The sequence below is a fragment of the Chryseobacterium sp. JV274 genome (genome assembly GCF_903969135.1).
Classification (GTDB): domain Bacteria; phylum Bacteroidota; class Bacteroidia; order Flavobacteriales; family Weeksellaceae; genus Chryseobacterium.
On sequence record NZ_LR824569.1, the window covers coordinates 2,225,085 to 2,244,667 of the forward strand.

Genomic DNA, 19,583 nt, shown 5'->3' on the forward strand with positions numbered 1-19,583 from the left:
TTTATAACTCTTCTAATTCTAAGGTTAAATATTTCTTTGTCTTATAATCTTGCCAAGTTCCTATGATTTTATTTCCTTTCAAATCGGCTTCTATCAAAGCTCTTGGAATCCATTCCTTCAGTTCCTCGCTATGATAATCATCTTCTGTAATGGAAAAATGATCATGGATAAATTCTCCTCTCCAATTGATAGGTTTTTTATTCTTATCATACCAGTACATTGCTGAAAACGAATCATCCTCATTGATTCCGTTAATCAGAACTGTAATGGGATATTTACCATCAATTTTTCCTTTAAACAATTTATTGCCAGGACTTGTTTTGTTAAGTTTTTCAGAACCGGAAATCAAGTTTTTTGCATAGGAACTCCAATATTTGTCAAGCTCTTTATAAGTAAATTCTATTTCGTGGCTTCCCAGATCATCCAATGCCCTCATCGCATGATTAGAACATCTACCTGCTACAAAAGTAAGTTTATCCTTTCCGAAAAAATATTTGATACCGTTCAAAGTATACTCCATGAAACAATCTTCATACAGAGCAATTTGATCCTGAGTTTCTTCCGAAGGATTTTTTTCAGATTTCAGTTGGTTTAAAAAATCACCAACTCTTTTTTGAATTCTCTTTTGAATTAAACCATTGATGGTTTTAAAGCTCTCTGCTTGAAATAAATCTTCAGGGTTGATATAGTTTCCGGTTCTCAGGTCGAAATTTTTCCAGTCTGTAAACTCTTCCGGATACGCTCCCGAAGCTTCACCATCTATTGCAATACTCAGAATATTTTTAGGAGTCTCAATCTTATCCCAACTATAAAAATAAACATAGTTTGAATAGGAATTTGTTGCTGTAGAAGCCAGTTTAAAAGGATTACCGCCAGATCCGGGAACATATTCCAGCTGATCTACCTGCAGAAATGTATTGATTTTATTTTCTACTCTCGGATTTTCAGGATAAGAAACAACCGGAAAAACAGCGTTTTCAGTTTTTGGCCGCAGATTACTTATTTTCACTTTTTGCTGTTGTGAAAAACTTAACCCGGAAATCAGTAAGAAAAATACAATACTTTTTTTCACTATTTCGATTTTAGGTACATTAGAATAAACTTAGCAACCAATGTAGAAATTCCCAGTATGATAAACATATTGGCAAATCTCTTGGAGCTTCTGAAACCTTCATGATTTGTTTTCTTTAAAAATAACCCAAAAAGAAGGAATACAATGGGCAAAATGATCTGTAACATTAGTTTCCTCTCATTCTGTTAAATTCATTGATCACCTCATGGTGGCTCACTGTCTTATCTTTGAAATACGTTACAAAGTGCTGCTTTTCTTCTTCCGTAGCTCCCAACTGGTTCAGAATATTCAATAAGTGCATTTTCATATGACCTTTCTGAATTCCTGTAGTTACCAGAGAACGCAATGCCCCAAAGTTCTGTGCAAGACCTGAAACTGCCAGAATACTCATCAGTTCCTGTGCAGAAGGTTTTCCAAGAAGTGCTAACGAGAATTTTACCAAAGGGTGAAGATTCGTAAGTCCTCCTACAACTCCTACAGAAATAGGAAGATCAATCCAGAATCTGAATACTCCGTTGTCTGTTGTACAGTGTGTCAAAGATCTGTATTGCCCATCTCTTGCAGCATAGGCGTGTGCACAGGCTTCTGTTGCTCTGAAATCATTTCCGGTAGCGATTACAACAGCATCTACCCCATTCATTACTCCTTTATTGTGAGTTGTTGCACGGTAAGGTTCAATTTCTGCGATAGTGACTGCCTGTTTGAATTTAGAAGCGAATTCTTCAGGAGAAATTCCGCTGTCATCTTTTAAATCTTCCATTTTACAGGAAACCTCAGCTCTCACGATACAGTCAGGCGTAAAGTTGGAAAGGATATTCATCACAATCTGCAGTGAATTCTTTTCTTCCTGAGTGAAGTCCTCGCTGGTTGCCACTTCCTGTCTCAAAGTTTTCCCAAACTGCTCAAGACATGAGTTGATAAAGTTAGCTCCCATTGAATCCACGGTATCAAAACTTGCTTTCAGCTGGTAGTAATTAGGCATTTCTGCAGTTTTATCCACCAGACTGATATTTAAAATACCACCACCGCGTCTTCTCATGTTCGCCGTGATATCTTCTGTCGCTTCAAGTAATTTTTTCTTTAAACTGAAATTAAAGAAATGCAGTAATTTGTGAGGTTCAACATCAAAAATAAAATGGGTGTGGCCCAGTTTTTCAGTGTTGATAATCGTTGTTTTAAAACCTCCTTTATCGATCCAGAATTTCGCAGCTTTGGAAGCGGCCGCTACTACTGAACTTTCTTCAACAGCCATTGGAAGTGCCAACAATTTTCCGTCGATCAAAAAGTTCGGAGCAATTCCGTAAGGCATATAAAAATTGGAGATGGTATTTTCAGAAAACTCATCGTGAAGCTTCTGAAGATCTGCATCATCATTCCAATATTGTTTTAATATATTTTGATATTCCTGGTTTCCTTCAAGATATTCGTTTACGAGCCAGTCGATTTTCCCCTCCTTTGGAAGCTTGGAAAAACCTTCGATTGGTTTATGATTCATGATATAAACTTTAATGAGCCGTAAATATAATGATTTTGAGGCTCTTTTTTGTTGATAACTTCTATGAAAAAAGATTGACTTTTATCAATTTTGGAACTAAATTTGAACAAAATTCAAATACAATTCAGATACAAAACATATCAATCATTTAAAAATATGAATTTTGACCGTCTTAAAGAAAAACTGGAAATCCTTGCTGATGCAGCGAAATATGATGTTTCATGTTCATCCAGCGGTGGCTCCAGAAAGAATAAAAAAGGAGCTTTAGGAGACAGTTCCGCAAGTGGAATCTGCCACACTTATACGGAAGACGGACGATGTGTTTCTCTTCTTAAAGTTCTCCTGACCAATCATTGTATTTATGATTGTGCGTACTGTGTTTCCAGAAGTTCAAATGATATCAAAAGAGCAGCTTTTACAGTAGAAGAAGTAGTAGATCTTACGATCAATTTTTATCGCAGAAACTATATTGAAGGTCTATTTCTGAGTTCAGGAATATTCAAAAATGCAGACACAACAATGGAACGTCTGGTGAGAGTAGCCAAAAAGCTGCGCCTCGAAGAAAACTTTAACGGTTATATTCATCTGAAATCTATTCCTGGAGCGAGTGATGATCTTATGCAGGAAGCAGCTCTGTACGCAGATCGTTTATCAGTAAACATTGAAATCCCTACAGAAAGTGGATTAAAGCTATTGGCTCCTGAAAAGAACAGACAAGATATGATCAACCCAATGCGGTATATTCAGAAAGGAATTACCCAATATCAGGATGAAAAGAAAGTCTTAAAGAAAGTTCCCAAATTTGCTCCTGCAGGGCAGTCTACCCAGATGATTGTAGGAGCAACCAATGAAAACGACCTCCAGATCATTAAAGTTGCCGATCATTTTTATAAAAATTTCAATCTGAAAAGGGTTTATTATTCAGGATATGTTCCGGTTCTGGAAGATCAGCGGTTACCTTCTTTAACAACCGAAGTTCCTATGCTTCGTGAAAACCGATTGTATCAGTCTGACTGGCTGATGAGATTTTATGGTTTTAAAGCAGAAGAGATTTTAGATCCGAATATTCCTTTTCTCGACCTGGAAGTAGATCCAAAATTAAGCTGGGCATTGCGGAATCTGGACCAGTTTCCTGTTAACCTTCAGACTGCCGACTACCAAATTATCTTAAGAATTCCGGGAATTGGAGTAAAAACGGCTCAAAAAATCATCAGTGCAAGACGTTTTCAGATTTTAACCATGGATCAATTAAAAAAATTAGGAGCAGCTGTCAACCGCGCAAAATATTTTATTGATTTCAATGCAGGTAACGCATACTTAAGGTATTTAACAGATAAAAACTTCAGAAAACTGTTGATAGGTGGAAGCTCATCAAAGTTTCACAATCAATTCTCACAACAGTTAAGTTTATTTTGATTTCAACACAAATCACACAAATATTTTCACGAAAGGCCACAAATTTATAATAAACATTGTTGTCATTCTGACGAAGGAAGAGTTCTTCAGTAACCAGATTCTTTACTTCATTTTATATCGTTCAGAATGACAAGCCAACTAAATTTAATTTTAAGCTAAATATATGACAACCCTACTCTATGATGGAAGTTTCGATGGTCTTTTCACCGCGATATTTGAAGTTTTCGAATATCGTTATAAAGAGGTAGAAATTGCCAGTAGAGAGCGTTTTCATCAGGAAAATATTTTTGCGGAAATTCATGAAGTTATTACTCAAACGGAAAAATCTGAGCGGGTTCTCAACAAATTGGAACAGAATATCGGGAAAGTGGGCGTCCATAAGCTTTTAAAAGTTTTTTTATCAGAGGAACCCGATCTTGAAAACCTCATCTTATCTGCTGTAAGGCAATCTATCAAGCATCCGGAAGAAAATATTCTTGAAAATTTTGCAGATTCTGATATTTTAACAATTTCTAAAATCGGGAAATCTGTAGACAGGGAAAGACATAGAATGACAGCTTTTGTCCGCTTTGAAAAGATGAAAGATGATGTTTTCTTCTCTAAAATAGATCCCGACTTCAATGTTCTTCCGTTAATCCGAAAACATTTTAATGACCGGTATCAGGATCAGAAATGGATGATCTATGATCTGAGAAGAAACTACGGAATTCTTTATGATCTGGATACCTGTGACTTTTTCTATCCTGAAGAAAGAATTGATTTCAATAATTATCAGCAGAAATTCCATGATGAAGAGAAAAATTACCAAACTCTTTGGCAGCGTTATTTTACAAAAACCAATATTGTGGAACGAAAGAATATGAAACTGCATATTCAGCATGTTCCGAAAAGATACTGGAAATATTTGACTGAAAAATGGTAACATAATCGGCAGCAGATAATGCAATTTTTACAGATAAGTTTATCTTGAATCCTTATCATATGAGCTCAAATCAAACTCAATAATTCCATATTGTGGATAACTTTTTTTTTCCAACAAAGAAAAGACTGTATTTCAAGTCTTCATTTTTTAATTTTATTTAAATTATTAATTTAGTGACAGATAGAATCCACATTAATCGAAAACTCATATTGTGGATAACTTTTTTCAATTAACATATAGTTAATATTGAAAATATTTCAACATCAATTTTTATGTGAAAATTGAGTAAAAAAAGTCATTCCCAAAGAAGAAAAGGAATATAAAAAGAGCATATAAACCTATGTAAATCTATGACCTACATATTAAAAAACCGAATCAACATTTCTAATTTGTGGATAACTTTTACTTTTTGATAGTCCGCAAGGCTTTCTTTACGATGTACTGGGTTTCTTTTGTGAAACTTTCCCGAAGCCATTCATCACAGATTTCCACTACAAACTCAGGTTGTGATTTGCTGGCATCATTAAGCCAATTGCCGACACTATCCTGTACGTATCGGGATGAATCTGATCGTAAAGGTTCTAAAATTTCAAGGCCTAGTCCCGGATTTTGTTTTAGAGCATCAATATGTTCACACCAGACTCCTCTCGGCCAGGTAGATTCACTGGCAAAACGTCTTACATTTTCATTGTTATGCTGAGTCCATTCTGATAAAATAGATATACTTTCATCAAGATTTTTTGAGATATCCGGACGCACAGTCATCCAGCAAATCTCTCTCACTCCAAAATGGGAATCAGAAGCGAAAGACTGGATGCTTTTTAATTTTTCTTTAAGTTTCAAGTCATTGTTTCTTCCAATGGTATAAGCTGCCCAGCAACGCACGAGATCTGCCGGATGTGTGGAGAGTCCAAACAAAAATTCGTCATCATTATTTCTCATGGTTAAATTTAAAAGCTCAACTCCAATAGCTTCGTTAACAGTGTTGACAGTTTGCTTTTTCAGTTGATCTACATTTTCTAAAACAGGTTTTAAATAGTCAATCCGGTTATTCTGCTGAAGTAAATTCTCCAACAAGAGCCTTTGATCTACTGCAAGCCATTCTGTAAGATTGGCGGTTTCAATTTCTCCCCGATTCAGCTGTTCCAGAATATCCGGTGGAATATCTTTAATGGAACGGGGCCCTTTTCGTTTTTCTGACATGCTGTTTTTAATGATTATCTTTACAAAAGTCTGAAACTAACCGGACAAAAGCAATACCGTATATTTTTCACCCATAGGGATAAAAAAGTCAATTTTATGGAAACAAAGGAAAGAGCTGAAGAAAATAAAATTTGTCCGTTGGAAGTAGCCGTTAATACCATCAGTGGAAAATGGAAAATTCCTATTGTGTGGCAGATCAATGAAGGAAAAAAACGTCCGAGTGAATTTCTGCGCGGTATCGCTAAAGTGGACCGAAGAGTTTTGAATCAGCAATTGATGGGGATGGTAGAAGACGGTATTCTAACGAAACAGTCTTATAATGAACTTCCCCCAAGGGTTGAATACACTTTAACAGAACTTGGCGAAAAGCTGGTGGAAATCCTCTGGCAATTGAATGATTGGGGAAAATTGTTGATTCCGGAGAAAAAAGGCCATTAAACTAACAGATTTTCAGATTATGTATTGGCAGATCTGCGAAAAAAAATGATATTTGTGTTCACTAAAAACACATGAAAAAGATTATCACTGGAATCACAGGATTTTTACTTCTCACAGGCTGTACAAAAGAAAAGTTATCAGACCGCTTACTGCCTGAACCGGATAAGAACGAACATTTAATCGCAGAAACTGCTTTAAAAATCCATAAGGATAAAAATACCATCCGTGAAAGATTTTCTCCTCCTGAAGGCTATGAATGGAGTGAAGAAAAACCGGATTCTTTCGGATATTTTATTGAAAATTTTAAGCTGAAACCTTATGCCAGTCAAATTTTAAAATATGACGGAACTCCTATTTCTACCCAGCATCTTCATGAAGCCGTTTTTGATATTGATACAGGAAATAAAGACTTGCAGCAATGTGCTGATGCGGCAATCCGTATGAGGGCTGAATATCTTTATAAATCGAAAAAATTTGACGCGATCAAATTTCATTTTACCAGTGGTGATCTTCTCAGCTGGAATGACTACAAAAACGGGACGAGAGCATTTGTCAGTGGAAATTCGGTCAGCTTCAGAAAAGCTGCGGCTTTTGATGACTCTTATCAGAGTTTCAGAAATTATCTGGATCTGATCTTTAATTATGCGGGAACGATTTCATTACATAAAGAAACAAAACCTGTAACAAAAAATTCAGATCTTAAAACCGGAGATATTCTGATCACACCGGGAAGTCCGGGACATATTGTTTTTATTTCCGGTGTCTGCCGCAATAAGGAAGGGAAAAGATTGTTTTTATTGAGTGAAGGATTTACACCGGCACAATCTATTCATGTACTCTCCAATCCTTTTAACCCCTATTTTACACCCTGGTATGACCTGGATATCGATGCTCAGGAAACTAAAACTGCACGATATTTTTTTAAACCTACAAACTTCAGAAGCTTTTAATAATTTATATTCAAAACTATTGGAAAGTTACTACGATAATCTGAACTTGTTTTTGTAAATTTGTGTTCGAAATTTTTTTCTTGATGAAAGAGAGTGCTGTAAAAAAAATTGCAGTTCTTACTTCAGGAGGTGACTCTCCGGGTATGAATGCGGCGTTAAGAGCGGTAGTAAGAACCGCCAATTACTATAATATCGAATGCTACGGGGTGAGAGAAGGCTACAACGGTCTTATCAACAATGATTTCCTGAAAATGGGAGCCCGTTCCGTAAAAAATATAATCAACCAAGGTGGAACAATTCTAAAGTCTGCCAGATCCGCTGAATTCAGAACAAAAGAAGGCCGTCAGAAAGCTTATGACAATTGCGTAAAGCTTGGAATAGACGGATTGGTTTGTATTGGTGGAGACGGAACTTTCACCGGTGCAAAAATCTTTAATGAAGAATTCGGAATCAGAGTAATCGGTATCCCGGGAACGATCGACAACGATATTTTCGGAACAGATAATACCATCGGATACGACACTGCTTTGAATACTGCCATGGATGCCATTGATAAAATCCGTGATACTGCAACTTCTCACAACAGAGTTTTCTTTGTAGAAGTTATGGGTCGTGATGCTGGTTTTATTGCGTTAAACAGTGGATTGGCAACGGGAGCTTTAGATATTTTAATTCCTGAGAAAAAAGATAGTATTGATGAACTTTTCGCGAAATTCAGAGATGCAGAAAAAACAGGAAAAGCATCAAGCATTGTGGTGGTTGCAGAAGGTGAAAAACTAGCCAATGTGTATGAACTTGCCGAAAAAACAAAACAGACATTCCCTGATTATGACATTCGTGTAGCAATTTTGGGACACATGCAAAGAGGAGGTTCTCCAAGCTGTGCAGACAGAGTTTTGGCAAGCAGATTAGGCTATGGTGCTGTAACAGGATTAATGGAAGGACAAAGCAATGTAATGGCAGGAATGCGTTCCAACGATCTGACGTATACGCCTATTGAAGAAGCCATTAAAAAACATAACGAAATCAATGAAGATCTTTTACTGATTTCAAAAATTTTAGCAATCTAATTATTTTTATAATCTAATAAAAACAAACTATTATGTCAACAATTAAAGTAGGTATCAACGGTTTTGGTAGAATTGGACGTCTTGTTTTCAGAGCAATGACTGAAAGAGACAACATTGAAGTTGTAGGAATCAATGACCTTATTAATGCAGAATACATGGCTTACATGTTAAAATATGACTCTGTACACGGTATTTTCCCAGGTGAAGTTTCTGTAGAAGGAAATGATCTTGTAGTAAACGGGAAAAGAATCAGAGTAACTGCTGAAAGAGATCCTAACAACCTAAAGTGGAATGAAATTGGTGCTGACTATATCGTAGAATCTACAGGTCTTTTCTTATCTAAAGATACTGCTCAGGCTCACATCAATGCAGGTGCAAAGAAAGTAATCCTTTCTGCTCCTTCTAAAGATGATACTCCAATGTTCGTAATGGGTGTAAACCACAAGGAACTTACTGATGATATCAAAATTTTATCAAACGCTTCTTGTACTACAAACTGTTTAGCTCCTTTAGCTAAAGTAATCCACGATAACTTCGGAATCGTTGAAGGTTTAATGACAACTGTACATGCTACAACAGCTACTCAGAAAACTGTTGACGGTCCTTCAGTAAAAGACTGGAGAGGTGGTAGAGCTGCTCTAAACAACATCATCCCTTCTTCTACAGGTGCTGCTAAAGCAGTAGGAAAAGTAATTCCTTCACTAAACGGAAAATTAACAGGTATGTCTTTCAGAGTACCAACTGTTGACGTTTCTGTAGTAGATTTAACAGTGAGAATTGAAAAAGCTGCTTCTTATGAAGACATCTGTTCAGTAATCAAAGCTGCTTCTGAAGGTGAATTGAAAGGTATCCTTGGATATACTGAAGATGCTGTAGTATCTCAGGACTTCGTAGGAGATAAGAGAACTTCTATCTTCGACAAAGATGCTGGTATCATGCTTTCTCCAAACTTCGTGAAACTTGTTTCTTGGTATGACAACGAAATGGGTTACTCTAACAAGTTAGTAGATATGCTTGTACACGCTGCTTCTTTATAATAAGCGATAAACAATAAGTAATATAAAACCTTCCCGATGGGAAGGTTTTTTGTGTTATAGTACAATTAGTATTTTTAAATAATTACTCTATAATAAAGACTTATGGAGAATTTGTTGCTTTTGGTGTATCGCTTGTACTACTAGAAAATAAATTCATTCCAATTCCTATAGCATAAAATATTTTTTTATTATAAACCCATTTTTTAGATTCCTCGTCATCTAAATTAATCCAATCAAAACCAGCACCAATCCCTATGAAAAATTTTTTGTAATTACATAAAATATTCAAAGTTGGTGATAGTGAAATTTTTTCAATGCTTTTATCAATTGATGGTGAAGTAGATAATGAATCAATTTTCGCTTTGCTAAATGAAATCCCTCCTAAAGCTGCAATTCCCCAATTCTTATTAAAATTCCTTTTTATACCATAAGCAAATCCCAAATTTAAATCAGTAGACCAATAACTGGGAATATCTTTTACAGAAGGCCTAATTCTTGCTAAATAAGAAATGGTTCCAAATACAAATTCATATTTTGGAAGATTATAAACCGATCCATTTAGTAATAAATCATCTTTTTTTACTAAAAAGAATCTTTCTGTTACATTTATAACATTTGATTCACTATCTACAATATTTTTTTTAACAGCTTTTCCAGTTTTTAAATCAAATTCTTCTGTTTTAATTGCGTCTAATATTTTAGTATTTTTCCCAACTTGTTTATAATAATACGTCAGATTATCTTCTAAGTGATCTTTTGATTTCCATATTGAAAATTTTATAACAAAACTACCATCATCATTTTCTTTTTCAATTGTAAAAATTGCATTTGTAGGCATATTTAATTCTTCTATACCTTCTAGTTTTATTCCATCTTTAGTACAATCAACTCCTTTTGTCGTTGTCAAGTAATCAAAAATAAATTGCGATTTTTCATCAATTTTATTTTTATTAATTTTTTCCTGCCCAAACACTATCCCAACCCATCCGAGCAGGAACAATAATAAAATTTTTGTTTTCATGGTTATTTATTTTTTTAGATTAAAATTTTTGAAGTGGTCATTAGTTTTATTTAAAGCTACAACACTTACCTACCACACGAAATACCACAAAAGGGTGATTTTTCAACATAATTTTATTATTTTTAAGAAAACACCAACCAATGGAGAAAAAACATTTGACTCATGCAAAAAAACCGCATCCCCTCACCAAAGTATGGAATGACTGTCCTGAAATTTTACAGAATGATAACAGAGCCCTGCCCGTTCCTGCTATTGAGCACCTTATCGGAGAAATCTTCGTGCCGGGAAAGTTCTATTATTATGTTATTAATTTCGCAGACAGCCCCATCTGCAATCATCATGAAGACATTCTGAAAATACACGGACTCCATAAGTATCCTGTACACCTGAAAGAAATCATAGACCTCACCCATCCCGATGACATTGAGTTTGTCATGGAACTTTTGAATGGGGATATCTCTAAAATCTTTATCGAAGCCTGACAAATCTCACCATAAAACTTCAGCATAAAACTTGTACTTTTATAGGTAAAGGAATGAACATGATACAACCACGATATAAAGATGCTCCTCATTTCAGAAATTTCTGGGAAAGTGGGAACGGAAAACTGCTTATTGAGTTTTCCGGAGCAGAAGTGAGTTTTGAAAAATTCGAGAAATTCGCTCCTTTTTTTCATCATGTTGATGAGGTCGGTGATGAGGTTGTAAGAGATGTGTATTTTACTAAAAAATTTCATGAGGCATCCAGAGAAATTGAGCAATACATCAGAAATGGAGTTTCGGAAACAGATTCTGTTCCTGAAAGTGTAAAAAAGCTTTTCACCCAAACTCAAAAAGTCCCGGAATGGCTTGATTACAATTTACTCAAAAGCGGTGCTGAACTCTGCATGAGAAGCAATCTAGACTCCCTGATCTCGTTGAGGGATTATTGTCTGATCGGCGGTTACGACTACGCTTACCTCAACAAACCCCTTATTGTCACAGAAGCATTAAAAAAGGGTGCGGTAAAACGTCTTTCGGAAACATTGGATTTCTGGGTAAATGCTACCCGATACAACGCGCTGGAAGTTCATGCAAAAGGGTATGAATTTGCTATAAAAACCCGTTTGATCCATTCTTATGCGAGACTTTCCATAAAAAAACATTATAAAGACTGGGATACCGAAAACTGGGGTGAGCCGATCAACTCCTGGGATATGATGGCAACGTATATTGGTTTTAGTCTTGTCTTTCTTCACAGTCTTCAAAAATTGGGAAATAGTTTTTCCATTGAAGAAGAACAGGGAATTTTTCACCTGTGGAAATATGTAGGCTATCTTTTAGGCATTCCGGAACAGCTTCTCCCTGACAACAAAAAGCAAGCTACTGAATATTTTTATTTATGGACATCTGTTCAACCTCCTTCCGATAAAGATTCTGTACTCCTTGCCCACTCTCTGCTGAATGAATCTTTGGAAAATCCTATTTTAAAATTTGAGTTCCAAAGGAAAAATTTAAAATATCTCCACGTTTGCTGTACCTGGTTTCTGCTGGATGATGAAGTCTGCAAAAGACTGCAGATCCCGGAAGTTTCCAACAAAAATCTGTTTCCAAAATCAAAGATACTTTTCAACAAGATTTATGACAGAATCGTAAGTCGCGATGCCAGAATAAAAAGAGGAAATAAGGATCAGATGAAAGTACTGGAAGATTACCTGAATATCACCAAAAATTCAAATTTTCATTAAAAACTTTATTTTTGAAGGAAATCAAAAGCTGGAAGTTATTTAAAATAAAAATTGAGAGCCTCTCCATTTCATTGAAAAAGAGGCAATATTATATTTATTCTTTTTCCTTTACGTTTCCTGTAATAAGCTTTCTGTTTCTTACACTCCAGATCAAGTACAATAAAAGTAAGATGATCCAGACACCAATGACAACCCCTATAAAAATAATTGTAATGGAGGGATGAAGATAATTCGGTTTGTAGAACAATCGGTCAAGGGTTTCAAATTTTTCTTTTAACCTATTTCTTTCGTAAGTATTTCGTATTTCATTCAGAGGCTCCTGCTGATGATCTCTGTAATAAAAGACATCTTTTGTTAGCTGTTTCGGAATTATCTGTGTTTCTATATTGTATTTTTTTAAAAGAACATCCAGCCTCTTCAACGAGTTTAGCAGCGAATCCTGATTATCTTTATAAAGCAAATTGTATCTTTTGACGGCATTTTCATACTCCTGCTTCCGTTCAGGGATATTATGCAATGAAGAAAACAAGCTTTTATTTTCAAGGAAAATACACATTTTCTCATCATATTGAGGATGTACTTCGATTCCTTGAAATAGAATTTCAGTACTGTCCCCCATCTCTTTTTTAGAAATTAATCTTTTTCCCAGCTTCTCGGCATCAAGCCCCAGAATATCAAGCACCGATTTCGATTTATTGCTTAATTTTTTATAATCAGCACTCAGGATTCTCAAGGTATCAATACTATAATACCTGGATTCTGTTGAGAAATAATCCTTATTATTACCCGGCTCATAATATTTCTCTTTGGGGAATGATTTCTAAGGAGAAAAACAAAAAAGAAAAACAAAAAAAAACTGGTTACAAAAAAGTGAGAAATGGAAACATCATCATAAAATTTGAATCTGTAAAACTCTGTATAAATATCAATTTTTTGCAGACCTTCAAACTTTATATAGCCATAGATAAAGTAAGCGAGATGCATCACCGCTAATACAGCAAAAGATTTGATCAGGAATCGTTTTAATTTTCTGTTCATAGAATAATCTTTAAAAACAATTTTTTTAAGATAAGCATTTTTTTATATGAATGGATAAAAAGGCATTCGTACTGATCAACATAAAAAATGTTGTAATAGACTAATTTAATAAGCAGTGAAAACTACATCTCACAGAAATCCCCCAACCAACAGTAGCTTTAACCCTCTTGTCTTTTTCTTACAATGATCACTTTATCAACTTATTTTTTTTTAAAACATCCCATACCTTCACACCCCACATCTATCTCGTTATGAATGATATCACTTATAAAATTTTATCATTTTTTAACTCTAAAAACAGTTTTCAGGGACAAATAATATTAGTTTTTGATATTTAAATTATGTATTTTTGAGAAATTATTTTAATAGCGATGAGTAACATTGATGATAAGAAAAAAGCACTCGCTTTAGTGCTTGACAAATTAGATAAAACATACGGAAAGGGAACTGTAATGACTTTAGGTGATCAATCTATAGACAATACAATAGAAGTAATTCCTTCCGGTTCTTTAGGAGTAGATATCGCATTAGGTATAGGTGGATATCCAAAAGGAAGAATCATTGAAATATACGGTCCTGAGTCTTCAGGTAAAACAACATTGACCCTTCATGCTATTGCTGAAGCTCAAAAAGCAGGTGGTATTGCTGCATTTATTGATGCAGAGCACGCTTTTGACAGAACATATGCTGCTAAATTAGGAATTGATTTGGAGAACCTGATCATTTCTCAGCCAGACAATGGTGAGCAAGCTTTAGAAATTGCCGATAACCTTATCCGTTCAGGGGCTATTGATATCGTTGTGATTGACTCTGTTGCAGCTCTTACGCCAAAAGCTGAGATCGAAGGTGAAATGGGAGATTCTAAAATGGGTCTTCATGCAAGATTGATGTCTCAGGCATTAAGAAAGCTTACGGCTACTATTTCAAGAACGAAATGTACAGTGATCTTCATCAACCAGTTGAGAGAAAAGATCGGGGTAATGTTCGGAAACCCTGAGACAACTACCGGAGGTAACGCTCTTAAGTTCTATGCTTCTGTAAGAATTGATATCAGAAAAGCCAGTGCACCTATCAAACAAGGTGACGAAGCTATCGGTAGCCGTGTGAAAGTAAAGATTGTGAAAAACAAAGTAGCACCTCCTTTCAAGCAGGCAGAATTCGATATCATGTATGGTGAAGGAGTTTCTAAAGTAGGTGAGATCCTTGATACAGCAGTAGATATGGGAATTGTGAAGAAAAGCGGTTCTTGGTTCAGCTACGAAGAGACTAAACTTGGTCAGGGACGTGATGCTGTAAAAGATGTATTAAAAGACAATCCTGATCTTTCCGAGGAATTGGAAAACAAGATCAAAGAGGAAATGAAAAATAAATAATTTTTCAGGAAAATATAGAAAAGGCAGTCTTAGGATTGCCTTTTTTTGTTTTTAAATGGTTACGTTTTTTAAATACAAAGTTTTTATTTATAAACTGTACATTTTAAAGGGAGCAAAGGCAGAATCAATTTCATTGATCCTTTCTAATGTATTATTTAGTACTTAAAGTCGCTCATCATTGTTTCCTAAAAAAAAGTATTTGAATTACATATTCTTTGCGTTTAAATAAAACTTTTCTTAGATTCAAAATAAAAAGAGGTTGTCCATAGGTCAACCTCTTTTTAAGCTTTTATATTTTAAAAAAAATTATTCAGCAATTTTACCTTGAAGCTGAAGTGCACCAGTCACTTTCATTCCTTTTGTTGGAGTTTCAAATCTCATGTTCTCCTTATTAACGAAAGCATCGATAGTGAAGAAATCTTCATTCTCTTCATTTGTAATTAGTTTTAACTTCAGGATATATCCTTTAACAGTACCATCTTCTAGTAATTCTGTTTCCTTATAGTCTACAACCTGAGCAATAAAATCAAAACATGCATAGTTCGGAAGATCCTGGCTTGGTGCATAGGTTGTGAAGTCTTCACTCATTTTAGTCCCGTCAGGTAAATCAGTGTTTGTTTGAACATCAAGAATAAAAACAATTCCACTGATATTTACCTTCAGATGAGGCTGAGTCATGTATGTATTTCTATTTTCAGCATAATCTGTAGCAAAAAACCAAACTCCAAAAGTATCTCTGGCCGGACCCGCTACAATTGCCTGTAAGTTCAATGCATTTTCCCACTCTCTGATTGATCTTGTTTCAAAATCTAAAACATAATTAGTTTTTACCTCCGGAATTATTGTACTAAGCTCCTCTGTAACAATGGTTTTAAATCTTACATCTTCAAATTCTGTTTTGCTTTTATCTTCACCATCAGGATCTGCAACCGTGGACTGCATTAAAACAGTGGTAAGATATTGACCGTAATCTTTAGTCTGGAAATTCTCGTGACCAAAAACCCCGCTCCAGGTATTCACAAGATTATGAATATTTGATTTTCTTATGATAATTCCTGCTTCGTTAGTGGTCTCAGGAGCAGCAATTCCTTCTGTATTTGGAAAATAATCTTTGCCATCCACCAACTGATGATTCATGATTTCATTGTTTTCTTCGTGAGAAAACGATGCAAAACCTTTATAAGTGACATTTTGGTTTTCGAAAACATAAGGAAGTCCCGTTTTTGCCTTATCAGCTCCTTCAAAATGATAGGAAAGTGAAATCGCTTTGAACTCATCCTCTTTTGTCGCCGGATTATGATTATCATTATCATCAAACTGAGAGTGATATAAAATCATATAGGACTTAATCTTACCCTCCTGAAGTTCGTTTTCAAACTTTTCTTCCATTTGCCCGATCGCCTGTTGTGGAGCAAGTGCATAAGCATCTTCCGTTACCATATACGCAAAGCCTTCTACCTCACCATTTTCTTTTTCAAAAGCAGAAATAGGTGTATACTCGCCCCTTAACTGAAGCGCTATAGAATACACTATATAATCGTTATAAATCCTGATTTTTTCGTACTCATCATTTTTTACTTTTGGTTCTTCTACTTGTGATGAAGGGATTTCTGGTATTGTTTCTACAACTTCTTCCACCACTTCCTCTATTACTTTTTCCTCTGGCATTTCTATTTCCTGAACCAAAGTACTTATATTTTCCTGGTTGTTATTTTTCCTCTTAAAAAAATCAAAGATTCCCATACTGTTGTTTATAATTGGCGGTAAATATAATAAAAGTGTCCAACAGGCTCATCATAAAAAAAATGCCATTGTGTCAGTTTATCTTTTGTGATATATTTTTCTGAGAAAAATAAAAAACTCGGCGGAGCCTTTGGCTCCGCCGAGTTTTTTATTAATTAGGCTTATCATCTGTCAGCTCAAATCCCCAATCTTTTCCTTTTTGGGTGGCCGGGATACCTTTAGTCATCCAGACCGGAGCTTTAGCACCTTTAAGATAGTAATCAAAAAACTGCTGTTCACGGATTTGGATATCCTTTCTGTTCTGACGTTTTACAAGGTTGTGATCATCACCGTTATAATTAAGAAGCCATACCGGTTTTCCGAGACGACGCAACGCAGTAAACATCTCAATTCCCTGATACCATGGCACTGCTCCATCTTTATCATTACTCATAATAACAACCGGAGTTTGTACTTTATCAATGGTAAAAAGCGGTGAATTTTTAATATAAAGATCTGGAGCTTCCCATAGATTTTTCCCTAATCTACTCTGCGATTTCTCATACTGAAATTGCCTGTTCATCCCCGATGTCCATCGGATTCCGCCATATGCAGACGTCATGTTTACAACAGGAGCACCACTCCATGCTGCTGCATACATATTGGTATGAGCAATAAGATACGCTACCTGATAACCACCCCAGCTTTGCCCCTGAATTCCGATTTTAGTACCATCTACCCAGGAATTTTGTTTTAATTTTTCAACACCGGAATTAATGTATTCCATTGCAGATTCTCCGGGAAGACCATCGGTATATGAAATATCAGGAGTGAAAACCAGATATCCGTTGCTTACGAAATAAGAAATATTCAATCTTGAAGGCGTTGGAGCCGGTGCTACATAACGGTTCAGATTATCCGAAAGTTTTTCATAGAAATAGACAATCATAGGATATTTTTTATTCGGATCGAAATTTTCAGGTTTGTATAAAACTCCTGTAGATGTATTTCCTTTTGGTGTTGTCCAGTTTACCAATTCGTCTGTACCCCAATTATAATGGTTTTGCTGTGGATTGGTATCACTCAGCTTTTGTTGTTCTGAGAAATCTGATGTTGAAAAAATATTCGGAGAATCAGTGTATGATTCTTTTACTACAATATATTCTTCTGCATTTTTCGCTTTTTGAAGGCTTCTATATCCCCAGACATTTTCCATCTGGATTTTTACCGGATCAGAACTCGACTGAACAGATGTTTTAAAAATCCCATTCGCTTTGGATGTATTATCAAATGCTGATAAGTAAATGACAGATTTTCGGTTTAAGCTTTTAATATCTTTATCCAGATCGTAGGTATCAAATGTTATTTTATTTTTACGACCAAATCCGTTAGTGATATTTCTTGGTTTTTTTGAACCGTTCAGGAAAAATTCCCAAAGATCAAAACGGTCTTTGATAATCACAGATTCATCATTATTTGTCCATGATGCGATGCCATAAGAATTTGGAAAATCCGGCATATCAAACTCTTCATCCACAAAGGAAACAGGTATTTCGCTGCTTAAAGGCAGTATTTGCTTTGTTTTCACATTATAACTCAGCCATTTCCCTTTTTCTCTGTCAAAAATCACAACGAATTTCCCAAGTGGAGATACAGCAACCGAGCCATTCAGATTCTGAATAATTTCCGTTCTCTCACCTGTTTTATTATCAATCAGAAAATACGTTTTCTTTGTTGCACCTTCCCATTGCGAAGAAATACGGTTATTCAAACTTGTAATACCCAATGCAAATTCAGCATTTCCTTCGTTTACCAATCGTAATGTATCCAGGTCTTCAGCGTCAATATTTCTAAAGAAGTCCGGTTTTTCCGTCTGCATTACCGCAGCATAAGATTTTTTCAGATCATTTTTCAATTCTTTTAGCTGTACTGTTTGCAGATAATCATCTTTATAATTCCAGATATCTACAACCGCATGATCATTTGCAATCATCGCAGTATCTTTTGCTATAGGTTTTGGAGCAACGCCGAAATACAGCTGCTTTCCATTTTTACTGAATAAGGGTAAACGGTTTTCAGAAATCACCCAATTCTTCTTCATCTGTGAGTTTTCATTGGTGACCGTTTCTTTTTTATTTCCTTTAAAATTAAAGTAATACAGCTGATACAATTTCACCAGGTCATTTTGTGCAGAAGAAGTTCCTACAAATGCCAGCTGGTTACCCTCTTCATCAAAAGATAATTGTGAAAAATCCCCTTCCATTTCTGAAATATTAGTTACAGTCCCTTTTTGAAGATCTACAACCTGTACCGTTTGAAATGCAAATTTCTTTGGCTTTGATTTGTCGCTATCCTTCTTGTCTGCAGATTTTTCATCTTCAGAATCCTTCCCTTCTTTTTTATCCTTTTTAGGTTTTTCTTCCGGTTTTTTAGTCACAAAAACAAGCTGTTTTCCATTTTTGCTGAATTCATAGCGGATTACATTATCATATTCTGTAGTTTTCCCGTCCAAAAGATTTCGCACAACCAGCTGCAAAGGTTTTACATTTTTATCTTCATCCTTATTATCATCCCCATCTTCTTTATCAGAAGTATCGTCTGAAGATTTATCTTTTGTATTTTCCAGCAGATAAGCAACGTAGGAACCAGCTTTTTCAGGAATTTTAAAAGATTTTACATTAGGAATTTTCTCTGTTTTATTATTTAAAAAATCAACAACTGCAAGGCTGTCTTTTGTTAATTTATTTTTTTTAAGCTTTTTATCTTTTACCGCTTTTATATCTTTATACTGCGGACGGATCTGAAAAACAGCAAATCTGGAATCATTCGTAAAATCTACTTTTGTTCCTCTTGCAAACTTCTTTGTCATTTTATTTTTTACGGAATATAAAGAAAGGCTAGAATTTCCTTCCTGAGCATCCACAGAATAGGCAATCCATTTTCCGTCATTGGAAATTTTTCTTGCCCCAATATTTTGCCAACTGTCATAAACAGAATGGTCTAAAGGCTTTTTCTGTCCATAGACCCAGCAGGTCACCATGAGCAGAATAAAAACTGTACATTTCAACTTCATCTTTAAAAAATTTTTAATAATTAAAAG

16 protein-coding genes are annotated in these 19,583 nt (G+C 35.3%); 9 read left to right on the plus strand and 7 right to left on the minus strand.

Annotated elements, in window-relative coordinates; genetic code table 11:
- Nucleotide 1 precedes the first annotated feature (1 nt).
- Together CHRYMOREF3P_RS10335 and CHRYMOREF3P_RS10340 are read right to left on the minus strand one after the other, a co-directional pair.
- Nucleotides 2-1,072, minus strand: coding sequence for a hypothetical protein (locus CHRYMOREF3P_RS10335; protein ID WP_077419004.1), 1,071 nt, complete (start codon nt 1,070-1,072; stop codon nt 2-4).
- 166 nt (nt 1,073-1,238) lie between these two features.
- Nucleotides 1,239-2,567 (minus strand): hydroxymethylglutaryl-CoA reductase, degradative, encoded by a 1,329-nt coding sequence (locus tag CHRYMOREF3P_RS10340; protein WP_180564547.1) that lies wholly within the window; start codon nt 2,565-2,567, stop codon nt 1,239-1,241.
- Nucleotides 2,568-2,723: 156 nt separating this feature from the next.
- Here CHRYMOREF3P_RS10340 and CHRYMOREF3P_RS10345 point away from each other — a divergent pair, with 156 nt between their 5' ends.
- Nucleotides 2,724-3,983, plus strand: coding sequence for a putative DNA modification/repair radical SAM protein (locus CHRYMOREF3P_RS10345; RefSeq protein WP_077419002.1), 1,260 nt, complete (start codon nt 2,724-2,726; stop codon nt 3,981-3,983).
- A gap of 163 nt (nt 3,984-4,146) precedes the next feature.
- Nucleotides 4,147-4,905 (plus strand): TIGR03915 family putative DNA repair protein, encoded by a 759-nt coding sequence (locus tag CHRYMOREF3P_RS10350; RefSeq protein WP_077419001.1) that lies wholly within the window; start codon nt 4,147-4,149, stop codon nt 4,903-4,905.
- Between the two features lie 402 nt (nt 4,906-5,307).
- On the opposite strand, the gene CHRYMOREF3P_RS10355 is transcribed toward CHRYMOREF3P_RS10350, so the two are convergent.
- A complete protein-coding gene (locus CHRYMOREF3P_RS10355) occupies nt 5,308-6,108 on the minus strand; it encodes a DNA alkylation repair protein (protein ID WP_180564548.1) in 801 nt (266 codons plus the stop codon).
- A gap of 96 nt (nt 6,109-6,204) precedes the next feature.
- Here CHRYMOREF3P_RS10355 and CHRYMOREF3P_RS10360 point away from each other — a divergent pair, with 96 nt between their 5' ends.
- The 4 genes from CHRYMOREF3P_RS10360 (at nt 6,205) to gap (ending at nt 9,603) form a co-directional block, all read left to right on the plus strand.
- Nucleotides 6,205-6,546, plus strand: a complete 342-nt coding sequence (locus CHRYMOREF3P_RS10360; protein ID WP_180564549.1) for a winged helix-turn-helix transcriptional regulator — start codon at nt 6,205-6,207, stop codon at nt 6,544-6,546.
- 71 nt (nt 6,547-6,617) lie between these two features.
- Entirely contained in the window at nt 6,618-7,496 is an 879-nt protein-coding gene (locus CHRYMOREF3P_RS10365; RefSeq protein WP_180564550.1) for a DUF4846 domain-containing protein, read from the plus strand.
- Between the two features lie 83 nt (nt 7,497-7,579).
- On the plus strand, nt 7,580-8,566 hold the full coding sequence (pfkA, locus tag CHRYMOREF3P_RS10370; protein ID WP_149387061.1) for a 6-phosphofructokinase: 987 nt from the start codon (nt 7,580-7,582) through the stop codon (nt 8,564-8,566).
- Between the two features lie 32 nt (nt 8,567-8,598).
- On the plus strand, nt 8,599-9,603 hold the full coding sequence (gene gap, locus CHRYMOREF3P_RS10375) for a type I glyceraldehyde-3-phosphate dehydrogenase (protein WP_047386314.1): 1,005 nt from the start codon (nt 8,599-8,601) through the stop codon (nt 9,601-9,603).
- A 100-nt stretch (nt 9,604-9,703) separates the two neighbouring features.
- Here gap and CHRYMOREF3P_RS10380 read toward each other — a convergent pair whose 3' ends face one another.
- Nucleotides 9,704-10,624, minus strand: a complete 921-nt coding sequence (locus tag CHRYMOREF3P_RS10380) for a hypothetical protein (RefSeq protein WP_180564551.1) — start codon at nt 10,622-10,624, stop codon at nt 9,704-9,706.
- Between the two features lie 140 nt (nt 10,625-10,764).
- Between CHRYMOREF3P_RS10380 and CHRYMOREF3P_RS10385 the strand changes: the two genes are divergently transcribed.
- The gene (locus CHRYMOREF3P_RS10385) at nt 10,765-11,106 is read left to right on the plus strand and encodes a hypothetical protein (RefSeq protein ID WP_180564552.1); all 342 of its coding nucleotides are present in this window, start codon (nt 10,765-10,767) and stop codon (nt 11,104-11,106) included.
- A 59-nt stretch (nt 11,107-11,165) separates the two neighbouring features.
- Nucleotides 11,166-12,350, plus strand: coding sequence for an oxygenase MpaB family protein (locus CHRYMOREF3P_RS10390; protein ID WP_180564553.1), 1,185 nt, complete (start codon nt 11,166-11,168; stop codon nt 12,348-12,350).
- Between the two features lie 94 nt (nt 12,351-12,444).
- Here CHRYMOREF3P_RS10390 and CHRYMOREF3P_RS10395 read toward each other — a convergent pair whose 3' ends face one another.
- Nucleotides 12,445-13,083, minus strand: coding sequence for a hypothetical protein (locus CHRYMOREF3P_RS10395; protein WP_180564554.1), 639 nt, complete (start codon nt 13,081-13,083; stop codon nt 12,445-12,447).
- Nucleotides 13,084-13,759: 676 nt separating this feature from the next.
- Between CHRYMOREF3P_RS10395 and recA the strand changes: the two genes are divergently transcribed.
- Nucleotides 13,760-14,761, plus strand: a complete 1,002-nt coding sequence (gene recA / locus CHRYMOREF3P_RS10400) for a recombinase RecA (RefSeq protein WP_077418994.1) — start codon at nt 13,760-13,762, stop codon at nt 14,759-14,761.
- A gap of 306 nt (nt 14,762-15,067) precedes the next feature.
- On the opposite strand, the gene CHRYMOREF3P_RS10405 is transcribed toward recA, so the two are convergent.
- Both CHRYMOREF3P_RS10405 and CHRYMOREF3P_RS10410 read right to left on the minus strand, forming a co-directional pair.
- Nucleotides 15,068-16,504: a hypothetical protein gene (locus CHRYMOREF3P_RS10405; protein WP_180564555.1), complete on the minus strand. Its 1,437-nt coding sequence runs from the start codon at nt 16,502-16,504 to the stop codon at nt 15,068-15,070.
- A gap of 151 nt (nt 16,505-16,655) precedes the next feature.
- Nucleotides 16,656-19,556: an alpha/beta hydrolase family protein gene (locus CHRYMOREF3P_RS10410; RefSeq protein WP_180564556.1), complete on the minus strand. Its 2,901-nt coding sequence runs from the start codon at nt 19,554-19,556 to the stop codon at nt 16,656-16,658.
- Nucleotides 19,557-19,583: the final 27 nt, after the last annotated feature.